This window comes from Flavobacterium laiguense (assembly GCF_003097655.1).
GTDB lineage: Bacteria > Bacteroidota > Bacteroidia > Flavobacteriales > Flavobacteriaceae > Flavobacterium > Flavobacterium laiguense.
In genome coordinates this window covers 19,827-45,312 of record NZ_QCZH01000016.1, presented here as the reverse complement: position 1 = coordinate 45,312, position 25,486 = coordinate 19,827, and the positions used below count along the sequence as shown (strand labels likewise).

18 protein-coding genes are annotated in these 25,486 nt (G+C 35.2%); 7 read left to right on the top strand and 11 right to left on the bottom strand.

Annotated elements, in window-relative coordinates:
• The first annotated feature begins 68 nt into the window (after nt 1-68).
• Both DB891_RS12860 and DB891_RS12855 read left to right on the top strand, forming a co-directional pair.
• Complete coding sequence (locus tag DB891_RS12860) at nt 69-1,166, top strand: hypothetical protein (protein ID WP_116763983.1); 1,098 nt, start codon at nt 69-71, stop codon at nt 1,164-1,166.
• Nucleotides 1,167-1,168: 2 nt separating this feature from the next.
• Complete coding sequence (locus DB891_RS12855; RefSeq protein ID WP_116763982.1) at nt 1,169-1,999, top strand: carboxypeptidase-like regulatory domain-containing protein; 831 nt, start codon at nt 1,169-1,171, stop codon at nt 1,997-1,999.
• Nucleotides 2,000-2,089: 90 nt separating this feature from the next.
• On the opposite strand, the gene DB891_RS12850 is transcribed toward DB891_RS12855, so the two are convergent.
• The 5 genes from DB891_RS12850 to DB891_RS12830 form a co-directional block, all read right to left on the bottom strand.
• Nucleotides 2,090-3,328: a TMEM143 family protein gene (locus tag DB891_RS12850; RefSeq protein WP_116764016.1), complete on the bottom strand. Its 1,239-nt coding sequence runs from the start codon at nt 3,326-3,328 to the stop codon at nt 2,090-2,092.
• Between the two features lie 392 nt (nt 3,329-3,720).
• On the bottom strand, nt 3,721-7,188 hold the full coding sequence (locus DB891_RS12845) for an efflux RND transporter permease subunit (RefSeq protein ID WP_116763981.1): 3,468 nt from the start codon (nt 7,186-7,188) through the stop codon (nt 3,721-3,723).
• Nucleotides 7,189-7,270: 82 nt separating this feature from the next.
• Nucleotides 7,271-8,413, bottom strand: a complete 1,143-nt coding sequence (locus tag DB891_RS12840; protein ID WP_116763980.1) for an efflux RND transporter periplasmic adaptor subunit — start codon at nt 8,411-8,413, stop codon at nt 7,271-7,273.
• 21 nt (nt 8,414-8,434) lie between these two features.
• Nucleotides 8,435-9,772: a TolC family protein gene (locus tag DB891_RS12835; protein WP_116763979.1), complete on the bottom strand. Its 1,338-nt coding sequence runs from the start codon at nt 9,770-9,772 to the stop codon at nt 8,435-8,437.
• The gene (locus DB891_RS12830; RefSeq protein WP_116763978.1) at nt 9,772-10,368 is read right to left on the bottom strand and encodes a TetR/AcrR family transcriptional regulator; all 597 of its coding nucleotides are present in this window, start codon (nt 10,366-10,368) and stop codon (nt 9,772-9,774) included. Before DB891_RS12830 ends, DB891_RS12835 begins: the two co-directional genes overlap by 1 nt.
• A gap of 578 nt (nt 10,369-10,946) precedes the next feature.
• Here DB891_RS12830 and DB891_RS12825 point away from each other — a divergent pair.
• Nucleotides 10,947-11,567 carry an REP-associated tyrosine transposase gene (locus DB891_RS12825; protein WP_116763977.1) on the top strand — a complete coding sequence of 207 codons (621 nt, stop codon included), beginning with the start codon at nt 10,947-10,949 and terminating at the stop codon, nt 11,565-11,567.
• Between the two features lie 444 nt (nt 11,568-12,011).
• Here DB891_RS12825 and DB891_RS12820 read toward each other — a convergent pair whose 3' ends face one another.
• The 5 genes from DB891_RS12820 to DB891_RS12800 all read right to left on the bottom strand — a co-directional run bounded on the left by DB891_RS12820 (nt 12,012) and on the right by DB891_RS12800 (nt 18,850).
• Nucleotides 12,012-15,188 (bottom strand): efflux RND transporter permease subunit, encoded by a 3,177-nt coding sequence (locus DB891_RS12820; RefSeq protein ID WP_116763976.1) that lies wholly within the window; start codon nt 15,186-15,188, stop codon nt 12,012-12,014.
• Between the two features lie 29 nt (nt 15,189-15,217).
• Nucleotides 15,218-16,282, bottom strand: a complete 1,065-nt coding sequence (locus tag DB891_RS12815; RefSeq protein WP_116763975.1) for an efflux RND transporter periplasmic adaptor subunit — start codon at nt 16,280-16,282, stop codon at nt 15,218-15,220.
• A gap of 7 nt (nt 16,283-16,289) precedes the next feature.
• Complete coding sequence (locus DB891_RS12810; RefSeq protein ID WP_116763974.1) at nt 16,290-17,627, bottom strand: TolC family protein; 1,338 nt, start codon at nt 17,625-17,627, stop codon at nt 16,290-16,292.
• Nucleotides 17,624-18,223, bottom strand: coding sequence for a TetR/AcrR family transcriptional regulator (locus tag DB891_RS12805; protein WP_116763973.1), 600 nt, complete (start codon nt 18,221-18,223; stop codon nt 17,624-17,626). Before DB891_RS12805 ends, DB891_RS12810 begins: the two co-directional genes overlap by 4 nt.
• A 105-nt stretch (nt 18,224-18,328) precedes the next feature.
• Entirely contained in the window at nt 18,329-18,850 is a 522-nt protein-coding gene (locus DB891_RS12800; RefSeq protein ID WP_116764015.1) for a YceI family protein, read from the bottom strand.
• Between the two features lie 290 nt (nt 18,851-19,140).
• On the opposite strand from DB891_RS12800, the gene DB891_RS12795 reads away from it, so the two are divergent.
• Nucleotides 19,141-20,115 carry a polyprenyl synthetase family protein gene (locus DB891_RS12795; protein ID WP_116763972.1) on the top strand — a complete coding sequence of 325 codons (975 nt, stop codon included), beginning with the start codon at nt 19,141-19,143 and terminating at the stop codon, nt 20,113-20,115.
• Nucleotides 20,116-20,281: 166 nt separating this feature from the next.
• Nucleotides 20,282-20,635, top strand: coding sequence for a hypothetical protein (locus DB891_RS12790; RefSeq protein ID WP_116763971.1), 354 nt, complete (start codon nt 20,282-20,284; stop codon nt 20,633-20,635).
• Nucleotides 20,636-20,705: 70 nt separating this feature from the next.
• On the opposite strand, the gene DB891_RS12785 is transcribed toward DB891_RS12790, so the two are convergent.
• The gene (locus DB891_RS12785) at nt 20,706-21,257 is read right to left on the bottom strand and encodes a hypothetical protein (protein ID WP_116763970.1); all 552 of its coding nucleotides are present in this window, start codon (nt 21,255-21,257) and stop codon (nt 20,706-20,708) included.
• A 115-nt stretch (nt 21,258-21,372) separates the two neighbouring features.
• Between DB891_RS12785 and DB891_RS12780 the strand changes: the two genes are divergently transcribed.
• Both DB891_RS12780 and odhB read left to right on the top strand, forming a co-directional pair.
• Nucleotides 21,373-24,147 (top strand): 2-oxoglutarate dehydrogenase E1 component, encoded by a 2,775-nt coding sequence (locus tag DB891_RS12780; protein ID WP_116763969.1) that lies wholly within the window; start codon nt 21,373-21,375, stop codon nt 24,145-24,147.
• Between the two features lie 85 nt (nt 24,148-24,232).
• Nucleotides 24,233-25,471 carry a 2-oxoglutarate dehydrogenase complex dihydrolipoyllysine-residue succinyltransferase gene (gene odhB / locus DB891_RS12775; RefSeq protein WP_116763968.1) on the top strand — a complete coding sequence of 413 codons (1,239 nt, stop codon included), beginning with the start codon at nt 24,233-24,235 and terminating at the stop codon, nt 25,469-25,471.
• Nucleotides 25,472-25,486 lie beyond the last annotated feature (15 nt).

Sequence of the window (25,486 nt, the reverse complement as noted above, 5' to 3'; positions counted from 1 at the left end):
AGGTTTTGGAAATCTGTTAGGAATGAAATTTCAAATGATTCTTGTTTTACTATTTCCCTTTTTTAATTATGAAAAAATGCTACTTCGCTTTTGTATTACTTCTACATTCTTTTATTTATTCCCAACATGGTATCAAAGACGCTGTTTCACTTGAGAGTGTTCCTTTTGTCGAAATTTATTCGGATAAAGGTAATTTGATAGGGAGTACGGATGTGGATGGATTGTTATCAAAAGATTTGGAAGATAAAATCTTATTGGCTAATGCTAAGACTTTGACTTTTGTGAATTCATTTTATCAAAATAAGGTTGTTACAATGGATGATTTTAATAGCAATATTGTTTTTAAAATGAATCCCATTGTGAATGCATTGAAAGAAGTTGTAGTCTCCAATAAAAAAGATAAAAACCAGTATTTGGTGCTTAAGACCTATGTTAGAAGTTTGCAGATCAATAATGACAGAGTGCATTATTTTATGGATGGAATTGTAGAGTATTATATTTCATTAAAAACAAGAAAAGTAAAATTGAAATTTCTTTCCAATCGCTCTTTCGAGAATAAATCGATTCGGCAATTAAAAGAGAAAGGGTTTAGTAGAATCTATTTTCAGATAGTTGGTGCGCCCATGTTAAGCGAAATTTTAGATTATAATAAACTAAACGACAACTATGGTTTGCAGAAATCAGCGGTTGATGTAAAAATTAAGAATAAAGGAGATGATAGTTTGAAAGGGAGTTTGTACTTGAATCCTAACGGAACTAGTTTGACTTTAGGAATTATTACAGATGACAAACCCAAAGTGATGAAAGGGTTAGGGGTAGAAAACATCTTGAATAATTACACGATTAATTCTCTCTTTAGCAACAAAGAGTTTGTGGATATTGGTTTTGATTCTTTGGTGTATTTTAAAGAGACACACAATTATGACATAAAAGCCAAGAAGGATAAAGTGACCCAAAAAGTGGATGCTACCCATGAGGTTTTTGTTTTGGGATATCGATTTTCTGAAGAGATTGACGCTAAAGGACTTGATAGTAATTACAGTTTGATACACTCAAGTACATACCAAGATAATTATTGGGAACATGTAAACAATGCACTTTTTCAGCCTCTTCCAACAGCATTGGAAAAATACATTGCAGAGAATTTAACCGAAATGAAAAAATAACAATGAAAAGAATATTGATTTTTTGGACATTAATTTTAAGTGCTAATTTTTGTTTTTCGCAAATTAAGGGTAAATGCGTAGACGAAATGGGAAAACCTATTTTGTATGCTAATGTGGGTATAGTAGATTCTAATATGGGAGCTGTAACGAATGAGGAAGGCGAGTTTGTAATTGAAGGCGAGTTTGTTTCTGATAAGAACACAATTGTTGTTTCCTGTATGGGATACGAAACCAAATCAATAGTTGTTGATAGAAAATCTGCAGTTGAAATAGTATTGAAATCCTCTTTAATTGAACTGGAAGAAATTAAAATAGGAGCTTCCAATTACAAATACATAAATGAAAAAAAGATAGGGAATAATAAATTGACCAATAAAGTTAGAGTGTCGTTTTATTCTAAATATATGGGGGCGGAAGTAGGGAAATATTTTAAGGTTAGCAAAGAAAAAAAATATAAAGTTCAAAAAATTCGTTTTAATGTAGCAGAATTAGGATGCAAAAAAGGAACGTTTAGAGTTAATTTCTATAATGCTGAGAATGAAAGTAATATTGAAACAGAAAGATATAATTATAAGGATGTCATATTGGAAGTAACAAAAACGGGTGATGTCGAAATTGATTTAACGGATGAAAATATTGTTTTCAGTAATGATTTTTTGGTAGCTATCGAACGATTGGAATACATAGACATTAAAGGGCAAGAGACTGTTAAGTTTAGTTCGAATGTTTTTTGTGGTCCTTTTTATTTAAGAGCGAACCAATTAGAAAAATGGAAGCCTAGAAAGGAGAAATATAATATAGGACTTGGTATGCAGTTGTTTGTAAAGTATTAGTAGTAGAATTTTAAAATGATTTTCAACAACAATCAATATGCTAAATTGAAACACTATCTAAACAGTTTTTTTACGTTTTTAAAAAGACTGCTAATTCATAGTTGTTTGATTGTAATCAAAAACCCCATCCCATATCTCGTCTATTCTGATTAGCGCTTTGTCCAAAGGAAGAACTTCCCATTTGCCATTGGTTTCATATCCAAGACCAGCGTTTTTCAATTTCAACAACGCCTCTTTTACATCAAAATCAAGTTCTGTATTGTGCTTTGTTTTAAACCAAGATTCTATTTGATGATCGAGTTCTGCTTCTGTTAATGGAGTTTTACTTCTGCTTAAAAATGAGTAAGCCAAGATGGTTTCCTTAAGTACTTCTTCTTCGGAGGAGTTTAATAATGAATAAAAGGCTCCGCTATTATTCCCTATATTTTTGAAATAAAGACTATCCGAAAGCATTTTCGAATATTTGATCTTCTTGTTTACAAAGTTATTGTATTGACGGAACAAGTATGCGCCTAATATGCCAAGGGCAATTAAACCTTGATTTAATGAAGTTTTACTGTTTAACAAATCTATTGTTTCGCCGGATTGGTACGCCTCCTGCATGGCAATCAATGCCGGAATGACTTTGGCACTCAATAACGAAATTCCTCCGACAAGTCCAGGAACCCATAACAGTATTTTGTCGGTTAATGACATTTTGGGAATGGCATTCGGGAATATGGTTTCCAGATCGTTTTTAGGTACCCGTTTGAAGATTTTTAATACGATAGTGCCTGGGTCAATTGGTCTTTTATCTTTAGGCGTTTTTCTTTTTTTATAGTAATCGGCATCGTGATATTTAAGGTAAATCATCACGCGATCATAGTATTCTACCTCAATTTTTTTCTTCCAAAAAACAAATTTGCTTACTTTTTCGGTCGTGGTATGTTGCCCTCTTACGTAGATTTCATAATCATCATATGTGTCCAGATCTATGGCTAGTTTCAAACCAATTAAATCCGAATCTTTGAATGCTTTATCTAAAGCTTCTTGTCTAACGCGACTGTAATTGCTTAGTTCAAGCACTTTTTGCAGTGATTCTTTGAAAAGTGAAAAGTCACTTTTGCTAATAAATGCTGCTCGTTCTTTTGGATTTAAATCCGGATCGAATGCCGCATAATTTTGTTTTAAATTACGAATTAGGTTAAACGCTTCGTAATGAAAATAATGTTCAATTATATCAAATAGCTTTTTGAAATCTTCGCCCTTCTTTTCATCTCCGGAGTATTCAGCCAGTTGTTGTTCGAGTAAGAATTCCTTATCAAATGGGATATAGTGTTCTCGTTTCATAATGAATTCGGTGCCTTTGATTTTAATGGAAATATTGTTTTTTAAGTTCGGCAAAGGTAAAGTACAAAAAAGGAAATATTTTAATGTTCAATATTATTTCTTTTTCTGTTTTAAAGTTTTTTGACACAAGCGATTCCTTAATTATGAAATTGCAAAAAAACATCTTGATTCCTAGATGCTGCGTAAGGGATAGCAGTAAGCTACCGAAGTAGCACGGATAGCCAGACCGCATTAAGGAAAGAGGCCGAATACGCGCAAAGTAGAGTAGGCCTCTTTTCTTAATGGGGTTACGCCCAATAGATATTTGTAAATAAGTTCTTTTAAACCAAAAAACCACTCCATACTCAAATTATTGAGTGGAGTGGTTTTTTATTTATAGCTTGTACTAGAACTTAATCTTCCAGTGCAGCTCTTTTGTTTCTTCGGTCTCTCAACCAGTATTTGGTTCTTTTTACCAGATAGAACATTACGGGTACCATTACTAAGGTTAATACCGTGGCATAGGTCAATCCGAAGATGATGGTCCAGGCCAATGGTCCCCAGAAGATAACGTTGTCTCCACCCATGAAGATGTGCGGATTCAAGTCGGTTACTAATGAGAAAAAGTCAAAGTTTAACCCAATTGCCAAAGGAATTAATCCCAGTACGGCAGTCAAAGCGGTTAATAAAACGGGACGTAATCTTGATTTTCCAGACTCAATGATTACTTCTTTTATCTCGTCTAAGGTTAGATCGTCATGGCTTTCTAAATGATTATCGTCCACTTTTTTGTCTAACAACAAAACAAAGAAATCCATCAATACGATTCCGTTCTTTACCACAATACCCGCCAGGGAAATGATTCCCATCATGGTCATTAGAATCACAAAATCCATGTTGGCAATGACGTAACCATAAAACACCCCACTAAAACTCAGTAACACGGTAAATAAAATCACCATAGATTTTGAAACCGAATTAAACTGTAACACGATAATGATGGTAATTCCGGCAAGGGCCAAAAACAAAGCATACATCAAGAAACTTTGGTTCTTTCCTTGCTCTTCCTGTACTCCGGAGAAGGAATAGGTTATGGTTTTTGGGAATTGGTATCCTTTTAAATCAGCTGCGATTTGTTTGGTTATTTCATCACCATTGTAACCTGTCAAGACGTTGGAATAAATCGTCATGATACGTTTTTGGTTTTTCCTTTTGATCTGATTGTAAGTCGTTGTTTTCTCGGTTTCGGAAACAGCAGAAATAGGCACTTGCATCATTTGCCCGTTGTTCTGGTTTCTGAAAGTTAAAGACTGATTGAACAGCACGTTTTCGTTCTTACGCTGATCGTCCTGCATACGCATTGTAATATTGTAATCATCATCACCTTCTTTGTACGTTGAGATTTCTTGTCCATATACGGAACGACGTAAATTGAATCCCAATTGTCCGGTTGAAACACCCAAACTTCCCGCACTTACACGGTCTACTTTTACCTCTAGTTCCGGACTTTCTTTATTGACATCAATACTCAATCTTTCGATACCAGGAATGTTTTTAGAATTGATAAAAGTAATCATTTCGTCTGCTTCTTTCAGCATTTCATCATAATCAACTCCTGTCAATTGGATACTGATTGGGTAACCGGCTGGCGGTCCATTAGCATCTTTTTCTACCGTTACGGTGGCTCCGGCAATTCCGGTTACTTTGCCTCTAATTTCTTCTAAGATATCCCCGGTGTCGATTCCTCTTCTAAATTTAAATTCCGAGAAGCTCACCGTCACTTTTCCTTTGAAAGGGGTTTCGGAAGCCGATCCGGCATCTACGTTTGGGTTTCCTGCACCAACACCCACTTGAGATACGATAGATTCGGCCAAGTAGTTTTTGCCTGTTTTCTTGTCTACATATTTACTTAGAACTTCAATAACTTGTTTTTCTACAAATAAGGTAGCCTTATTGGTTTTTTCAATATCAGTTCCTTGTGGGTATTCGATATAGGTAATGACCTGATTCGGGATATTGTCTGGGAAGAACAATACTTTTCTAGGGAATATTCCCAAAAGGATGAAAGAGAAAAATAACATTCCTATAATTCCAACTAGGGCAACCCATGCTTTCTTTTTGGTAAGGATTTTAGCTAAAAAGTTTTTATACTTATCTTCCATTTTTGGAAAAAAGTCGTGTTGAAAATCTTGTGTCCATTGGTACAATTTCAATTTGTACAACCACATTAATCCAAGAGATATGATGGCCAAGTGACCAATGGCTTTTGCCAATTTGGAATCATAAATATTACCGATAAGAACAAAAACAACCGCGATAACAGTGAAAATAATCGTATAGGTTTTTGCGGATTTCTTGGTAACATTTTTGTCTTCAATATCCATTGATCCTCCTGTCATAGCCGCATTGACCACCATTGCCACGAACAACGAAGCAGATAGGGTAACGGTTAAAGTAATGGGGAAATATTTCATGAATTTCCCCATTGTTCCAGGCCATAATGCAAAAGGTAAAAATGCCATTAAGGTAGTTGCTGTTGAGGAGATTACTGGCCAAGCGATTTCGCCAATACCCACTTTGGAGGCTTGAACACGATTCATTCCTTTTTTCATGTTGGCAAATACGTTATCGACCACCACAATTCCGTCGTCAACCAGCATTCCCAGTCCCATAACCAATCCGAAAAGCACCATAGTGTTTAAGGTCAAGCCAAAGGCAGAAAGAATACTAAACGCCATTAACATCGATAACGGAATAGCAGCTCCCACAAACAAAGAGTTTCTTAATCCCATGGTAAACATCAGTACAATCATTACCAGCACAATTCCGAAGATGATGTGGTTCGAAAGCTCATCTACCTGATGTTCTACTCGTGAAGATTGATCGTTTGTTAATTCAATTTTCAAATTGGATGGCAAGTACGATTCTTTGGCTTCTTCAATTTTCTCTTTTACCTGCTCAATTGCCGAAATCATGTTTTGATTGGAGCGTTTTTTTACGTTCAGCATCACAACTTCGGTGCCTTTCTCACGGGCATAAGTGGTTTTTTCTTTTTCTTTGAAACTAACTGCCGCAATGTCTTTTAGGTAAACGGTTCCGCCATTGTGTTTTACAATGATGTTTTCCAGTTCTTTTGGGTCTTTGATTTCCCCTACAATTCTAATGTTGTTTCTTGAACCTTGCGAAATTAAATTCCCTCCCGAAAGGGTCATATTCTCATATTTGACCGCATTTTGAATGTCGTCAAAAGATACTTGTGCAGCTGTCATTTTGAAAATGTCAACGGCGATTTCTACCTCTTTATCGTCTACACCCAGTATGTCTACTTTTTTTACTTCGGCAATTTCCTCAATATCATCTTGAAGTTGCTCCCCGTATTTTTTAAGTTGCTGAGTGGTGTAATTTCCCTGTAAATTGATGTTTAGAATGGGCACTTCTTCCGAAATGTTCAAATCAAATACGCTTGGTTCTACTTTGCTTCCATTGTCAAGATTCGGCCAATCGGTATCTGCTTTTACGATATCTACTTTGTCCTTAATTCTTGATTTGGCAATTTCGATGGTAACTTTGTCTCCAAATTCCACTACAATCATTCCGTAATCTTGAAAAGAGCTAGAAGTAATTTTGTCTACCCCGCTAATGTTTTTGATTTCCTTTTCGAGCGGTTTGACGATTAATTTCTCTACATCCTCGGCCGAGTTTCCAGGAAAAACGGAAGAGATGTAAATTTTGTTTTCTATAATTTCCGGAAAATCTTCTCGGGGCATCGTAACATAGGCTATAACTCCTGTGATAACGATCAATAATGTCAAGATATATACGGTAACTCGATTTTCGACAGCCCAACTTGATATTCCGAATTCTTTATTTTGATGTGACATATTTAAAAGTTTATTGTTTTTTGTTTATTGTTTTTTGTTTGTGGATAACCATAAACTATCAACCATAAACAACAAACTATTTTTAGAAGTTAAGTTTCATTCCATCCGATATGGTATTCATCCCCTCGGTAACAATTATGGCATTGGCCTCTAAACCGCTTAAAACTTCGGTTACATTATCAGAAGACTGACCTGTTGTGATGATTACTTTTTTTGCAATTCCTGTTTTGCCATTAGAGTTGGTAACAGTGTATACAAAGCTTTTTTTCTGAGAATCTTGTTGAATTACATTGGTAGGCACAACCACAGCATTTGGACTAACATAATCGATAACTTTTAGCTTGGCCACTTGGTTTGGGCGTAATAAATTTTCTGGGTTGGGAACGCTTACTTCAATTCCGAAACTTCTATTGTTTGGATTGATAAAGTTACCAATTTGTCGTACTTTTCCTTTGTAAGTTTTGTCTAATGAAGTTAGGTATACATCTACTTCGGTACCTATTTTTAGTTTACCGATATACGTTTCCGGAATAGAAGTAGAAACATACATGTTTCCTAAATTTACGATTCGCATTAATCCTTGTTGACTGGCAGCAACTACTTCTCCTTTTTCTACAAAAACCTCGTCTATAGTTCCGGAAAATGGGGCTCTAATTACTGTTTTAGCTATTTGGGCTTTGATCTGAGCCACACCTTTTTGAGCCGAGATCATTTGCGTTTGAGCTTGAAGGTACTGTATCTCTGAACCAATTTTTTGTTTCCACAGGTTTTTTTGACGCTCAAAAGTCGTTTTGGCCAATGCATATTGGTTTTCGGCACTAGCCAATTGTTGGCTCATACCACCATCATCAGTGCGTCCTAAAACTTGTCCTTTGGTTACTTTTTGTCCAGCTTTTACATTCAGCTCAACAAGATTTCCAGGAAATTCTGGTTGAACTAAAACATTTTCATTGGTGTTAATGCTTCCTTGTATTTCAAGATAATGGTTGAATAAAGTATCTTTTAATTGTACGACCGAAACCAATGCCACTGTTCCCTTGTTTACGTCCAATGTGGCCAATACATCTTCGAGTTGATTCAGTTGAGATTGTAGTTCTGCTTTTTTTGCGGTTATTGCTTTTACATCTTTTGATGCAATAAGCGTGTCAATTGATTGGTTTTTGTCTGATGAATTACAGGAAATCAATACAATTGAAAGTGTGAATAGGATGATTATTTTTTTCATGTCTGTGTTTGTTGAGAGTCGTTATTTAGTGATGATTTTTTCTAAGCTGGCTTTTTTGTTTACTATATTGACCATAGTTTCTAAGTATTTTTGTTGAGCAGTATACAATTGACGCTGCGCATCATTAAAATCAAAACTGGTGGAGAGTCCTTCCGTAAATTTAATTTGCTGTTTTTTCTCTATTCTTTCCGCTAGATTCAAATTGTTTTTTGCGGTCGCATAGTCTGCAATACTGTATTCGTACTCACTTTTGGCAGTGGCATATTGTAGTTTTAATTTTTGCTCTGTTTCGGTAAGTTGCGTTTTGGCTTGCTCTAAAGCAATTTTGGCTTGTTGCGTTCTGGAACTTCTGGCCAAACTGCTGAAAATAGGAACATTTAAGCTTACGCCAAGATTAGAATAATTAAACCAGTTTTGGTTTTGGGTAAAAAACTGAAATTCATCTTTAAAGGCGGTGTATCCAAAATTAACATTGGCAGATAAAGAAGGCAATGCTTTGCTTCTTTCCAATTTGTATTCCAGTGTTCTTTGTTCTTGAAAATTCGTCGCTATTTTGTGGTTTATATTGTCATTTACATTAAACTCGTTTGCAGAAAAACCCAAATCCATATTCTGGATTGTCAAATCTTCCAGTTTGTCTGTCAACGTTAATTGGTCGGCGATTTCAATACCAAGATTTATCTTCAACATTTTATAGGTAATATCCAATAAACGCTTGTTGTAGTTTAAGGTGCTTTCTAAAGACGCAAGGGTAATTTCCAGTTGTTCTACACTTTCTTCTTCGATTAAACCGTTTTTGTAAATGGCTTTAGTATCGTTCAAGGTTTTTTGCAATGACGCAATATTTTTTTCTAGTATGGCTATGTTTTCTTTAGCCAACAAGACATTACCATAAGAGTTAATAACCATTTCCTTAATGTCGATATCGGTTCTTTGTTTGGAGTTTTCGTAATACTTCAAATAGGTTTTAGAGGCTTGAAGTGCCACAATATAAGATCCATCAAAAATTAGTTGGTTCAAGGTAGATCGAGCCACCATGTTATGTTTGGTTCCAAAGGCAACTTCAGCATATTCTCCGGGGTTTCCTCCAAAAAATTCGGCAGGAACGACCGATTTTTGTAAAACAAAGTTATTTGTATAATCCACACCAGCATTTATTTGAGGCAATCCCATTGCGGTGGTTTCCCATTTTTTTTGTTTGGCCGCTTCAATGTCGCGACCCGAATTGATGACAGAATAGTTGTATTCAAGCGCATGGTTTATGGCTTGCTGTAAAGTAAACGAATAACTCTTAGCCGTATCTTGCGCATTGACGCTCAAACCAAAAAGAGTAAGGGTTACAAAAAATAGTTTCTTCATTATATATTGTTTTTAAGTATTTGTTTTTCAAGTTCGACTATTCCTTTTGGAGTGGCCATGGCTCTGGTATGGTACTCTAAAGCTTCCAATTCTAGTTTTCGTGCTTCTGTTTCGGAAGCGGTATTTTCATTAATATTGAAAATTAAAGTGTAATAGAATTTTACATAGACATCAACATCGAGATCTTTTCTATACAATTCCTGTGTAATTCCTTTTTCTATATTTTGTTTAAAACACATAGTACACTCATTAATTTCTCGAGACATTACGTTTTGATAAATTTCCGGATAATGTTTTTTTAATTGGTACAATGGAGAGGTGTCTGAAGATTTGAACATCTCTTTGAACATTTTTCGAATCTCGAAATTTTCTTCTATCGCGTTGTGGTTTTTGGCAACAATGGTATCAATGATTTCGTGAACGGTTTTGTGAACCAGTTCAGTGCTTTCTTCAATTAAGACTTCTTTATTGCAAAAATATTTGTAAATCGTTTTTTTTGAAATACACATTTCCCCAGCAATATCATCCATAGTGACACTTTTAAAACCCAGTTTTAAAAATAAATCAGTAGCTTTTGATATAATCTTGTCTTTCATCCTGTATTGTAACTTATTGTTAATTAATGTTTTGATGTAAATGTAATAAGGAAACGGATAATCCTAAAAGTGTTTCCCATTGTTTATAATGATGTTTGAATTCTAAATTAGGAATAAACCTAGTATCAGAAGTTGTTGCCTATTCTTCATGATTTATAGTTTTTGTAATAATTTTGTAGTGCAAATATAATAAGGAAACGTTAAAAACAGAATAAGTTTCCCGTGTCTTTTTTTAGATTGTATTTAAAATTAGGTAATTAGCGTTTTTTTGAAATAATGAATTACATATAACTCCATAAAAAAAGGACTTCCAAATATATTTGAAACCGAGTTCCCGAGTGTTGGTCTCTACGCGCTACGCAAATGTCTCATGACTTTGCGTTTTTTTTTTAGTTGTTTAAGGCTTAAAATATGATAAAAGTCTCCCGACTTTTTCCGAAAACATCATTGATAAATTTTTGTTTTACAAATAATTGGAGAAGAAAAACCAGAAAGTAGCTATCTTTTGTTTTGTGGTTTTTTTTCTATATTTGAATTATAGGTGAAATAAATTACCGTATTTCAAATAAAAGTTCAGGATGATTCAAAGTAGTACAACAACTAAAGAAGGCTATGTCATAAGAGATCAAACTTTACCGCATTTTATAACGGCAACTGTAGTCGATTGGATTGATGTTTTTACTCGAAAAACATATAGAGATACAGTTATTGAGTGTTTAGATTATTGTATTGCAAACAAAGCGATGGTTTTATATGGCTATGTTATTATGAGTAATCATATCCATTTAATTGTTCAATCCGGTGACGGTAAACTTTCGGATTTAATTCGTGACTTCAAAAAATTTATAGCAACCAAAATCTTAGAAAAAATTCAAATCGAGAATGAGAGTCGAAGAGAATGGATGTTGGAACGCTTTAAATTGGCAACCGAAAGTCATTCCAGAAACAAAAATTATCAGTTTTGGCAGTATGGCAATCATCCTGAAGAAATATACACAAACAAGTTCATGTGGTCAAAATTAGATTACATTCATCTAAACCCTGTACGAGCAGGAATTGTTGAGAAAGCATCGCAATACATTTATTCGAGCGCCAGTAATTATGTTTACGATACAGGATTACTAAAAATAGAAAAAGCAGACAATCCCATTGTTGACGTTTTGAACCCAAATTCTTTTACTAAATACAATTTGTATTGATTATCTTTATTTTTTATAAACCTGAAAACAAATTGGATTCTTAAGGTATTTACGGAAAAAGTCGGGAGACTTTTATCATGTTTACAATTTTTAAGAAACATTAAAAAAAAGGCGCAAAGTCATGAGACTTTGCGGAGCGGGGGTTTCAAGTTGGGCTTGTTTCATGTTTTCCATTTCTTCTTGTAGATTATCGTTATTTTGTAAGTTTGAATAATTCATAGTTTCTGAAACTCATGAATAAAAATGTTATTCCTGCTAGTGACACGAGCCATCAACTTGTATATATTAAACAAATTTTTACATATACAACCATTTGGTTTTGAATCTGTATTAGGTTGTTAAAGGATGATATTTCAAATATACTAATTCCATTCCTACAAAAACAGAAAACCACCAAAAATCAGATTTCTGGTGGCTTCTTTATTTTAAAATTAAATTCAGGTATTAAAGCGTATGTTTCGGATTAAAACCATCCTCGCTTAATTCTTTGTGATCGTAATCGGCAACCATTTCGGCTTCATAATCCACTTTTTCTCCTTTAGATAATTTGGCCTTGATTTTCTCCATGATTTCATAAATCACAGGAACAATAATCAAGGTTAGGAATAATGATGAAATTAGTCCTCCGATAATTACCCAAGCCAAACCGTTTTTCCATTCAGCACCAGCACCAGAAGCCAATGCAATAGGGAACATACCGAAAACCATCGCAATGGTCGTCATCAAAATTGGACGAAGACGAGCGTGATTGGCTTGAATCAAAGCCGTTCTGATGCTTTCGCCAGCGGCTCTTCGTTGGTTGGTGTAATCCACAAGCATAATCGCATTTTTACACACTAGACCAATCAACATAATGATACCCAAAATGGTAAATATATTCAAAGTATTATTCGTTAACGCTAAAGCTAGCATCGCTCCAATAAACGAAAGCGGAATAGCAAACAAAACCACAAACGGGTGCATAAAACTATCATACAAACCTACCATTACCAAGTAAACCAAGATAATAGCGGCCAATAAAGCGATTCCTAAAGTACCAAAACCTTCACTTTGATTTTCTTGATCACCACCCCAAATATAATTTACACCAACCGGTTTTTTAAGTTTGTCCAATTTGGCTTGCCATTGCGTTACAATTGTTCCCGTTGGAACCCCAACGTTTTGACCCTGCACCGTTACCGAAGCCGATTTGTCACGACGTTCCAATTGGCTAGGTCCTGAACCTTCAGAGATTTTAGCAAATTGGGACAATTTAATTTGTTGTCCAGCACTGTTGACGAAAATTAAATTACTCACATCGGTAATGTTTTTTCTGTCGAAAGCATTGTATTTAATGTTGATGTCATATTCGTATTCACCAGCTCTAAACTTCCCATCGGTGTTACCGCTATAAGCAGTTTGCATAGTCATACCCACTGTTTGCAGTGTTAGCCCTAACGCGGCCATTTTATCACGATCAACCTGTACATTGATTTCGGGATTTCCATCTTCAACGGTTAATTTAATTTCGGTTGTTCCTGGAATAGTACGCAATTCAGCTTCGGCTAATTTAGCAAAAGCCATAGCGGCTGCAGTAGAAGGTCCTGTTACAATCAATCCAAGTTTTGCATTTTCGGCAGTACCTAAAATACCAACTGGAACTGTTTTTACTTTGGCTCCAACCAATACTTTTTCCAATTTACGCTTGATTTTTGCAGCATATACTGAAGCATCATCTGAACGTTCTGCTTGGTCAATCATTTTTACATCAATCTCGGCTTTGTAGGCAGTAGCTTGCGAAGCACCCATACCTTCACTGGTTTGTCCTACAGTCGTAATCTGGCTATGAACATACTCTTGGTTTGTCAAGAATGCTTCTGCTTTTTGGGTCATAAAGTTGGTTTGTTCTAATGAAGCGTCTTTAGGCATTTCGATTTGAACCAAGAACTCCCCACTATCAGAAGAGGCAAAGAATTCTCCACCAATAAAACCACCACCCATTAATCCGATAGTTGATCCGAAAAACAAGACTAGTACAACAGCAATTGTTTTGAAATAATGATCCAAACACCAGTGTAATATTTCGGTAACCCAGTTTGTAAAACGAGTTAATAAACTTTCGAATCCAAGTATAGATTTTCCGAACAAGTTTTTCCCTTCGATATGTTCTAGTTTTCCAAAACGAGAAGACAACCACGGAATGATAGTAAACGAAGCCAACAATGAGAATAATGTTGCAATAATTACCGTTACACAAAACTGTGTAATAATATTGGATACTAATCCAGAACTCATTGCAATTGGTAAAAACACTACTACAATTACCAAAGTAATCGAAGTTACGGTTCCACCAATTTCGGCTGTTCCGTCAAAAGCGGCACGAACACGGGTTTTGCCCATTTCCATGTGCCTGTAGATATTTTCCAATACCACAATGGCATCATCGACCAGAATACCAACCACCAATGACAATCCTAATAAACTCATCAAGTTTAAAGTATATCCCATTAGGTAAATTCCAATGAAGGTTGCAATTAACGAAACAGGGATCGATACCATTACAATCAATGAGTTACGGATACTGTGTAGAAAGAACAACATTACAAAGGCTACCAAAACTACCGCAATCATTAAATCGTGAAGTACAGAATCTGCAGCTTCTAGAGTGTAAACCGTACTGTCTTTGGCGATTTCTAATTTTAAAGCGTTGGTCTTATAATCCTTTTCTAAGTTATTTATACTTTTAAGCAATTGCTCACTTACCGCTACGGCATTAGCATCTGATTGTTTAATTACTTGTAAAATAATAGCGCTTTTTTGATCGACACGAGAAATTTTCTCGGCAATTTTTTGAGCGTCCTGTACATCTGCAATGTCTCTCAGACGAATTTCAATTCCACCTCTAGAGGATACAACCAAGTTTCTTAGTTCTTCAACATTTTTATATTTTCCGGCAAGACGAATTAATATTTTTTGGTCACGCGTTTGGATGTTTCCTGTTGGGAAATCCAAGTTGGATGACAAAATAGTTTGCTGTACTTGTGGAACCGAAAGTCCATAACCCTGCATTTTTACCGCATCAAGATTCACCTGAATTTCTCTTTCTTGACCACCAATAATGTTTACCTGCGCCACACCGGTAACACGGGATAAAACGGGAGCAATTTTTTTATCAATTAAGTCATAAAAAGCAGCTTCGTCCATTTTACCATTGGCGCCAATGGTCATAATTGGTAAATCACTCAACGAGAATTTGGTTAACGCCGGTGTTTTGGCATCATCTGGTAAATCACTGATAAGGGCGTTGATTTTTCGTTGTGCGTCATTCATCGAAACATCAATTTTTGCTTTTGTTGTCAACGTAATCGAAACTACAGATAAACTTTCGTATGATTTGGAATCAATTTTTTTGATATTTTCTAAAGAGGCAATTCCGTCTTCAATTTTTTTGGTAACCGTGTTTTCAATCTCACTTGGAGAAGCTCCAGGATAAACAGTCGAAATGGTAATTACGTTTTGTTCGAATTTAGGAATCAATTCATAGCCTAACTGGCTATAGCTGAACAGTCCGCCAAGGGTAAGAATCGTAAATAATACAATTATTATCGACGGACGTTTTATGGATATTTCTGCTAATTTCATATGTTTTTATTGTTGACTATTAAAATCAATTATTTAATAATTTCTACTGTATTACCGTCTTGCAAGTTAATTTGACCTGTAATAATTACAGTTTCTCCATCAGATAATCCGTCAACTATTTCTACTTGTTCTCCTATAATTCTTCCAGAAGTTATTTTTTTCAATTTTGCAATTCCGTTTTCTACAACAAAAACTTCATTACTGCTCACACTTCCTACGAAAGCATTTCTAGGAACTATTTTTAATTGTTGTTTTTGTTTAGAACCAAAATTAGCAGTTCCGTACATTCCCGCTTTTAAGCTGTTATCAGCGTTGTTTGCGATTTCAAGTTCAACTGGAAAATTCAGGCTTTCATCAGCTTTTGCGGCAATAAAAGTAATTTTACCTGCAAATGTTTTGTTAGGAAATACACTTGAAGTAATATTTACGGTGTTTCCTAATTTTAAGCTGGCTACTTGACTTTCGTTTACGGTAACTTTTAATTTCAATTTAGAAACATTCACAATGTCAAACATCGCTGTAGCAGGCATTCCAGTTAAAATAGAACCTGGCTCAATATATTTTTTATTGATAAAACCTTTAATTGGTGCTTTTACTTTAGTGTCTCCAACGTTGATGTTGGCTTGTTTCAAGTTGTTTCCAGCATTAGTCAAAGCCAATTTTGTCTGATCCAATTGTTGTTTGGTAACACCACCTGTTTTAAAAGCGTTTTCATAACGGTCATAATCCGATTTTGCATTGTCATAAGTTGCTTTTGCCGTTTGGGCATTTACATTTATAACGTCACTTCTAACGATTACCAATGTTTGTCCAACATTTACATAATCACCTTCTTTTACCAAAACGCTAATCACTTTCCCTGATTTTTCAGCCGAAAAAGTCAATTCTTGAATCGGTTCAAAACTTCCATTGGCTAAGAAATCCAATGAAACATCTTCGGTTTTTACTTGAGCTGTTTTTACGGATACTGATGCATTTTTTTCGGCAACAATATCAGTTTTAGCTTTATTCTCCGTTTTGTTCTTATTTAAAGTAAAAGCAATAAGTCCTAATGCTCCCAAAATTACTGCTACGATTGTTATGTTTTTTTTCATCTTATTTTTAGTTTAATAGGGTTTTAAGTTCTCCTTTGGATTTGATTAATGTTATTTCTGCAATTTTATAAGCTAATACTGCTCGGGTATAATTGTTTTGTGCTTCAAGTGATGCATTTTCCGCATCTAATAAATCAGTTAATGAGGCTAATCCTTGAAGATAATTATTCTTGGTATTTTTTAAAATATCTCCAGCCAAGCGCATATTTTCTTTTTGATTTCCGATGGTTATAATGTTGTTCTCAATTTGAGTTTTTGCATTTCTATAGTCTAAATCAAGTGAAAGTTGGGTGTCTTTGATGTCTTCTTGAAGTGATCTAATGTTTACATCAGCTTGGCTTACTCTGGCACGAGTTCCAAAACCGGTAAAAATGGGAACTCTCAAATTCAATCCAATTGCGGAGTAATCAGACCAATACACACCGTTTTCAGGTTTTGCAAAAAGCGGCATTTCAGGCCCTTGCCCTATATAATTGTATCCTGCCACCAATGAAAGTGTTGGGTAGTATTCGGCTTTAATGGCTGTTTTTTGGAACTCTAATAATTCTTCTTGTTTTTTCAAAAGCAAATACTCGGTTCTGTTGGCCGTATTTGGAGCCTCGGTCAATTCTGCCGGTGTTACTTCAAATTCGGTTTGTGGAATCACGATTTGAGTTTCAATAGGCATTCCCATATAAAACTTCAAGGCATTTTCCTGTAATTGAATTTGATTTTTGATTTGTTGACGTTCCGTGTCAATGTTTGACATTTTTACTACGATTCGGTCTAAATCAATTTTTTTAGCTAAACCATTATTAAATTGCCCTTTTACGATATCTCTAACTTTTGAAGTATTAACATAATTACTATCCAATAAAATTAATCTTTCTCGTTGTACATATACAGAGTAATAATTGTTTGCTACTCTTTCAATAACCTGTTCTTCTGTTAATTGATTGTTTATTTGGTAAAATTCACGAGTCGTTTTTGCCGCTCTCAATCCCGTAAAAACGGATTGGTCAAATAGCACTTGGCTTAACGAAACTCCAGCACCCGAAGTCCATTTTTGTCCGAAAGAAGCTTGAATTGTTGTTCCTGGTGCGCCAAAAGCTGCTCCATCAATTACATTGGTTTGTAAAACAGGATTGTATGTCAAACTCCCGTTCGCTGTGATTTGTGGCAAGGCTCTTGAACGAACCTCTTGAATTTGGTATTCACTATTTTCTACTTCAAGTTTTGCTTTTTTTGCATCGGCTTTATTCTCTAATGCATACGTTATGGCGCCTTTTAGTGTAAGTGTTTTTGCTTCTTGTGCTTTTGCTGTGACCGCAAAGGTTAAGAATGTTAATAAAAGTATTCTTTTCATAATATATTAGGGTTTTGTAATTGTTTTTCTAGTTCTGCTATTCCACTAAGTGTTGCCATGGCTCTGGTGTGGTATTCTAATGCTTCTAATTCTAATCTTTGTGCTTCTTTTTCAGATTGGGTGTTTTCGCTGATACTGAAAATTAATGTGTAATAAAATTTTGCGTATGCTTCTACATTCAAGTCTTTGCGGTATAAATTTTGCTCGATGCCTTTTGCAATATTGGCTCTAAAGCATTCGTCACATTGATTGATTTCTCTTGAAAGTACTTGCTTGTAAATTTCTAGATAATGTTTTTTTAATTGATAAATGGGCGAAGTATCCACAACGTTAAACATTTCTTTAAACATTTTTCGAATCTCAAAATTTTCTTCGATAGCATTGTGATTTCTGGCTACAATAGTGTCGATCATTTCGTGAACTTCTTTGTGTAGTATTTCTGTACTTTCGGCAATGAGTATTTCTTTATTGCAAAAATATTTGTAAATTGTTTTTTTAGAAATGCACATTTCGCAGGCAATATCATCCATTGTTACACTCTTAAAACCTAGTTTCAAGAATAGTTCAGTAGCTTTTGATATAATTTTATCTTTCATTTTGTGGGTAACCTATTGCAATTAATAATTTGAATTGAAGACTATAGTAAAAGTTAGTTATTAAATGAGTTTCGGTTTTGTATGCTTTGTAAGAACTGGTTATTCTTAATGTGTAAATTCTAAGTTGGCAATGAGTTTGATGTCTTTACCTACTGCAAAACCTCCATTTTGGGAAAGCATATTGTAATTCAGTCCAAAATCTTTACGGTTGATGTTTCCGGTAATTTCAAATGAAGCTTTTTGAACGCCATTGTAATTATTGAATCCGATAAATTCAGTATCTAATTCCACCACTTTCGTAATGTTCTTGATGGTTAGAAAGCCTTTCAAGAAATTGATGTTTTTATTTATTTTTTGAAAAGAAGTCGATTTGAATTCTATAACAGGAGATTCATTTTTGTCAAAAAAATCAATCAATTTTAAATCTTTGTTTTTTTTAGTTGAATTGATTTCTTTGTCATTCACATTCAGTGAAAATTCAATCGAAGCATCTTCCAGTTCATTGTTTTGTATGGCAACATGTCCTTTGAAATTGTTTTTTGTCCCAGACATATAGTCAATTAGGGAATGTCTAGATTTTATTAATACGTCTGATTCGTTTGAATCAATTGCCCATTCATTTTCCATGGCTATTATTTTTAGTAGTGATGTATCCTTGTGTTTTTGTTTTTTGATGATGCAAATGCATTTAGGAAACTTTAAACACCAATAAAGTTTCCAATGTTTTTGCAAATGTAAGAAGGAAACTTTAAATACCAGCAAAGTTTCCAATGTTTTTTTAAAAATATTTTTATATTCAAAAACTGTGCCGCTTTTTTACCCTGTTTTGCAAAGGAATAATCACTTTTGAATTGTATCTTTGGGCCTTTGAAACCTGAGTTCTAAAGACGACGGAAAAGTAAACTAGACATAATTATATGCACGCTATTCATCAGTATCAAGAATTTTTTATTACTTATTTAGAAAGTCAAACGATTAATAAAAAGCCGGAAAATTTATATGCACCTATAGATTATATATTAAGGTTGGGAGGGAAACGAATGCGTCCGGTCTTGACATTAATGACTGCCGAAGTTTTTAATACTGATTATAAAGAAGCACTTCCTGCGGCTATGGCGGTTGAGGTTTTTCATAATTTTTCTTTAGTGCATGATGATATTATGGATGATGCGCCACTGCGAAGAGGTTCGCAAACTGTGCATGAAAAATGGAATATCAACACCGGAATTCTATCGGGTGATGCCATGCTGATATTGGCTTACCAATATTTTGAGCAATATGAGCCAACAGTTTTTAGGGATTTGGCCAAGTTGTTTAGTAAAACGGCTCTTGAAGTTTGTGAAGGTCAGCAATGGGATGTCGATTTCGAAACCCGAAAAGATGTTACGATTCCGGAATACCTCAAAATGATTGAATACAAAACGGCCGTTTTGGTTGCCGCTGCCATGAAAATGGGTGCGATTATTGCGAAAACATCTGAAGAAAACGCTAATCTGATTTATGATTTTGGACTTCATTTGGGATTGGCTTTTCAATTGCAGGATGATTACCTTGACGCTTTTGGAGATCCGGAAACTTTTGGGAAACAAGTAGGAGGAGATATTATCGAAAATAAGAAAACCTATTTGTATTTGAAAGCTGTAGAGTTTTCAAATGCTAATCAAGCACAGCAATTGAATGACTTATTTGAAAATCATTCAAACGATAATACTACAAAAATAGAGGAAGTCAAAACTATTTTCAATCAATCTGGAGCTGCAATAGCTACTCAAGATGCAATTAAGGAATATACGTTTAAAGCTTTTGAAACTTTAGAAAAAATGAATATTGAACCGGATAAAAAAGCAATGTTAAGAACTTTTGGGGAAAACCTGATGGGGAGGGAAGTTTAGATTTAAGATTTAGGATTAACGATTTTTGATTTCAGATTTTAAAAGTATGAGTCTAAATTAAATTTTAAAACCTTTTATGATTACTCCATTACTTCTAAAATTCTATAAACTTAGTCCTTGTTTAAATCTAAAATCTGCATTCTAAAATCTTCAATCTGAAATCTCCATGTTTATAGCACCACAAAACACCGATTTACTACTTCAAGAAGCTGAAAAAGAAACGCTTTATGTTAATTTGATTGCTCAAATGAATAAGGATTTTAATTTGGCCAACGAAGCAGTAGATTTCCCTTTGAGTCTTTCGCCAAACGAATTAAAAATTCAGCTGCACGAAAAAATATACCGTCTCATTCAACACAAATTTGCAGAGTACCTCAATTTGCTCTATATCATTGATGTTTCCGAAGAGGAAATAAAAAAACTAGACGGTTCGGATTTAGTGGTTTTGGCAGAGGAAGTTGCTTTTTTGATTCTAAAAAGGGAATGGCAAAAAGTATGGTTTAGAAATAAATACCGTTAAGTGTTTTTTGTTTGATTAGACCTGTCAGGTTTCTAAAACCTGACAGGTCTAATCAAACAGGCTGTTTTTCTTAAAAATAGGCTCTCACAAAAGGCGTAAGTGCGTCTCCATACACATTGTCGTTTTCATCATACAATACATTATAGGAAAGCCCGACAGTTACATTTCCAGTACGATATCCCGCTCCCAAGAATAATGCAGTATTCCAAAACTGATCAGTATATCCATTTTGTCCGTAATAGGCTTCGTAATGATTATTTACATAAGATTCGTTTAAATTTATGGATAGTTGAATTTGAGGAATTGGATTAATGAAGGTCAGTATGCTGGCTCCATAAATAGCAGAGTCATAATATCCTTTTGATGATACGTAACTGCCTTGCAGTCCTAAACCAACTGCCAAATAGGAATTTACGTTGTATATGGCACTTGGTGCTATAGAAATATCGGTATAACCACTGCCAAAACTTAATCCCAATCCGCCTCCAAATTGGACTTTTTCCCAAAAAGGGTTTCTGGATTGTGGAGCTGTTTGATATTGAGCTATTACGTTTTCGGAGAATAATAAGATTATGGCCATAAAAATAAACTTTGTAACAGCTGAAAAAGAGTTTTTTTTCATATTAGAGGCTTTTTTTTAACAATTTTTTAGGTAAAAGTACGTAAAATATTGATTTAAATAAATTGCTTTATCGTATTTTTGCCGGACTATTTAACAAAGTATATTCAATAACATTATGGATAGGTTTTCATTTTTAAACGCAGCACATACCGAATTTTTCGCTCAATTATACGATCAATATTTAGAAAATCCAGATAGCGTTGAGCCTAGTTGGAGAAGTTTTTTTCAAGGTTTCGACTTTGGAATGACAACTTATAACGAGGAAAATCCTGTAGCCTATATCGCTAATGTGGCGAATGGTACTATGGAAAGCACCCATGTTTCCGAAAAACTTCAAAAAGAATTCAACGTATTAAAATTGATTGACGGATATCGTTCTCGAGGCCATTTGTTTACCAAAACAAATCCCGTAAGAGACAGAAGGGTTTCGTCTCCTACATTAGATATTGAAAATTTTGGACTAAGTATCTCTGATTTAGACGTTGTATTTGACGCGGCAAAAGTGCTTAAGTATGCGCCATGTACCCTTAGGGAAATTATAGCGCATCTTGAAACCATCTATTGTCAACATATTGGTATCGAATACATGTACATTCGTAAGCCGGAAGTGGTGGAATGGATTCAGAATAAATTGGGTGTAAATGACAATCGACCTACTTTTTCTTCGGACGAAAAGAAAACAATTCTTGGTAAGTTAAACGAAGCAGTTTCTTTTGAGAATTTTTTGCATACTAAATACGTAGGCCAAAAACGTTTTTCATTGGAAGGTGGAGAATCGGTAATTCCTGCTCTTGATGCTTTAATCGAGAAAGCTGCTGAGAAAGGTGTCGAACAATTTGTAATGGGAATGGCACACCGTGGTCGTTTGAATGTTTTGGCGAATATTTTCGGGAAATCAACCCAAGATATTTTTGGAGAATTTGACGGTAAAGATTACGATCAAGAATATTTTGACGGAGATGTAAAATATCATTTAGGTCTTACTGCCGATAAAGTAACGAGATCAGGTAAAAAGATAAACATTAATTTAGCTCCAAATCCTTCGCATCTTGAAACAGTAGGTGCGGTTATTGAAGGAATTACAAGAGCGAAACAAGACAAATATTTTCCAAACGATTTCTCTAAAGTTTTACCAATCGCCGTTCACGGTGATGCTGCAATTGCAGGCCAGGGAATTTTGTATGAAATCATACAAATGGCGCAATTGGATGGATATAAAACAGGAGGAACGATTCATATTGTAATTAATAATCAAGTTGGATTTACTACCAATTACCTTGATGCACGTTCTTCTACCTATTGTACGGATGTAGCCAAAGTAACGCTTTCGCCGGTATTGCATGTGAATGCAGATGACGCCGAAGCGGTGGTTCATGCTATGTCATTTGCATTAGATTTCAGAATGCAGTTTGGTCGTGATGTATTTATTGATTTATTAGGATATAGAAAATACGGTCATAACGAAGGGGATGAACCTCGTTTTACACAACCAGTTTTGTATAAAATCATAGCAAAACACCAAAATCCAAGAGACATTTATGCCGAAAAATTATTGGCAGAGCGTGTTATTGATGCTACTTATGTAAATCAATTAGAGAAAGAATATAAATCGAATCTCGAAGAAAATTTAGAAGCTTCCCGTAAAAAAGATTTGACCATCATAACTCCATTTATGAAAAATGAATGGAACGGATTTGAACAAGTTAATGATAAGAAAATGCTTGAAAAAGTAGACACTTCTTATCCGAAAGAAGAATTGACTAAAATTGCCAATGTAATCTGTAATTTGCCAACGGATAAAAAGTTTATCAATAAAATCCAAAAGTTAATCAACGACAGAAAAACAATGTTTTTCGAAACCAATAAACTAGACTGGGCTATGGCCGAGCATTTGGCTTATGGTTCATTGTTGAAAGAAGGGTACGATGTTCGTATTTCTGGACAAGACGTAGAGCGTGGTACTTTTTCACACAGACATGCTGTTGTTAAGGTAGAAGATTCTGAAGAAGAAGTTACTTTACTAAGCAATCTAGAAGGAGCAACAGGTAAGTTCAATATTTTTAATTCCCATTTATCAGAATATGGTGTTTTAGGTTTTGACTATGGGTATGCCTTGACAAATCCAAAAGCGTTAACGATCTGGGAAGCACAATTTGGGGATTTCAGTAATGGAGCTCAAATTATGATTGACCAATACATCTCTTGCGGGGAAGACAAATGGAACAACCAAAACGGAATCGTTATGTTATTGCCTCACGGATACGAAGGGCAAGGAGCAGAGCATTCTTCGGCTAGAATGGAACGTTATTTACAACTTTGTGCCAGACAAAATATGTTTGTTGCTGATTGTACCACTCCAGCGAATTTCTACCATTTGTTAAGAAGACAAATGAAAACTACTTTCCGTAAGCCGCTTATAGTGTTTACACCAAAAAGTTTGTTGCGTGATCCAAGAGTAGTTTCTCCAATCGAAGATTTTGAAACTGGATGTTTCCAAGAGACTTTTGATGATGTTACCGTAAACAAAGCCGATGTGAAAAGCTTGGTTTTCTGTACCGGTAAGTTCTATTATGACATTACTGCTGAGCGAGAAAATAATGGGCGTAAAGATGTTGCGGTGGTTAGAATCGAGCAATTGTTCCCATTGCCAGTGGAGCAATTAAAAGCCATTATCGCACAATATCCAAATGTGGACGATTATGTTTGGGCACAAGAAGAGCCGAAAAACATGGGAGCTTACAGCTATATGTTAATGAACTTTGATTTGGTAAAATGGAGATTGGCTTCGCTAAAAGCGTATGCAGCACCAGCTTCAGGAAGTTATACTAGAGCAAAACGCCGTCAGGCAGATGCTATACGAATGGTATTTGACAAGAATTTATTTAGATAGAAAAAAATGGTTTCAGGTTTAAAGTTTCAGGTTTAATATAGACAACTTGAAACTTTAAACAATTTAAACTTTAAACAAAAATTGTATGATTTTAGAAATGAAAGTCCCATCACCAGGGGAATCAATCAAAGAAGTTGAAATTGCAACTTGGTTAGTGAAAGACGGAGATTATGTAGAGAAAGACCAAGCAATCGCTGAGGTTGATTCTGATAAAGCAACTCTTGAATTGCCAGCTGAAGTAAGCGGGATTATTACGCTAAAAGCGGAAGAAGGAGATGCAGTTGCGGTTGGAGCTGTAGTTTGCCATATTGATACTGATGGAGTAAAACCTTCTGGTTCAGCACCAGCTGTTGAGGCCGCAAAAGTTGCCGAAGCTCCAAAAGCAGAAGTAAAAGCAGATCCCGAAACTTCGGGACCAAAAGCGGCTCCTGTTGTTGCTTCTTACGCAGCTGGAACACCATCTCCAGCAGCCAAAAAAATATTAGACGAGAAGAACATTGCTCCAGCTACTGTTACAGGAACTGGTAAAGCAGGAAGAATCACTAAGGAAGACGCAGTAAATGCTGTGCCATCTATGGGAACTCCTACTGGTGGATCTCGTGGTACTGAAAGAACTAAATTATCTATGTTGCGTCGTAAAGTTGCTGAGAGATTAGTAGCTGCCAAAAACGAAACAGCGATGTTGACTACTTTCAACGAAGTAAACATGACGCCGATTAATACGTTGCGTAATGAGTACAAAGATGCATTCAAAGCGAAACATGGTGGAGTTGGTTTAGGATATATGTCATTCTTTACCAAAGCAGTTACTAGAGCATTGCAAATGTATCCAGACGTAAACTCTATGATGGATGGTGACCACAAAATCGCTTTCGATTTTTGCGATATCTCCATTGCGGTTTCTGGACCAAAAGGACTTATGGTACCTGTGGTTCGTAATGCTGAAAACTTGACTTTCCGTGGAGTAGAAGCGGATATTAAACGTTTGGCTATCAAAGCACGTGACGGACAAATCACTGTTGATGATATGACTGGAGGAACATTCACAATTACAAACGGTGGTGTTTTTGGAAGTATGTTATCTACGCCAATTATCAATCCTCCACAATCTGGAATTCTTGGAATGCACAATATTATCGAGCGTCCTATTGCTGTAAACGGAAAAGTGGAAATTCACCCAATGATGTATGTGGCACTTTCTTATGACCACAGAATTATCGATGGTCGTGAGTCTGTTGGTTTCTTAGTTGCCGTAAAAGAAGCTCTAGAAAACCCATTGGAGTTGTTGTGTGATAACAATCCTAAAAAAGCATTTGAGTTGTAAAACTCAGATGGCAGA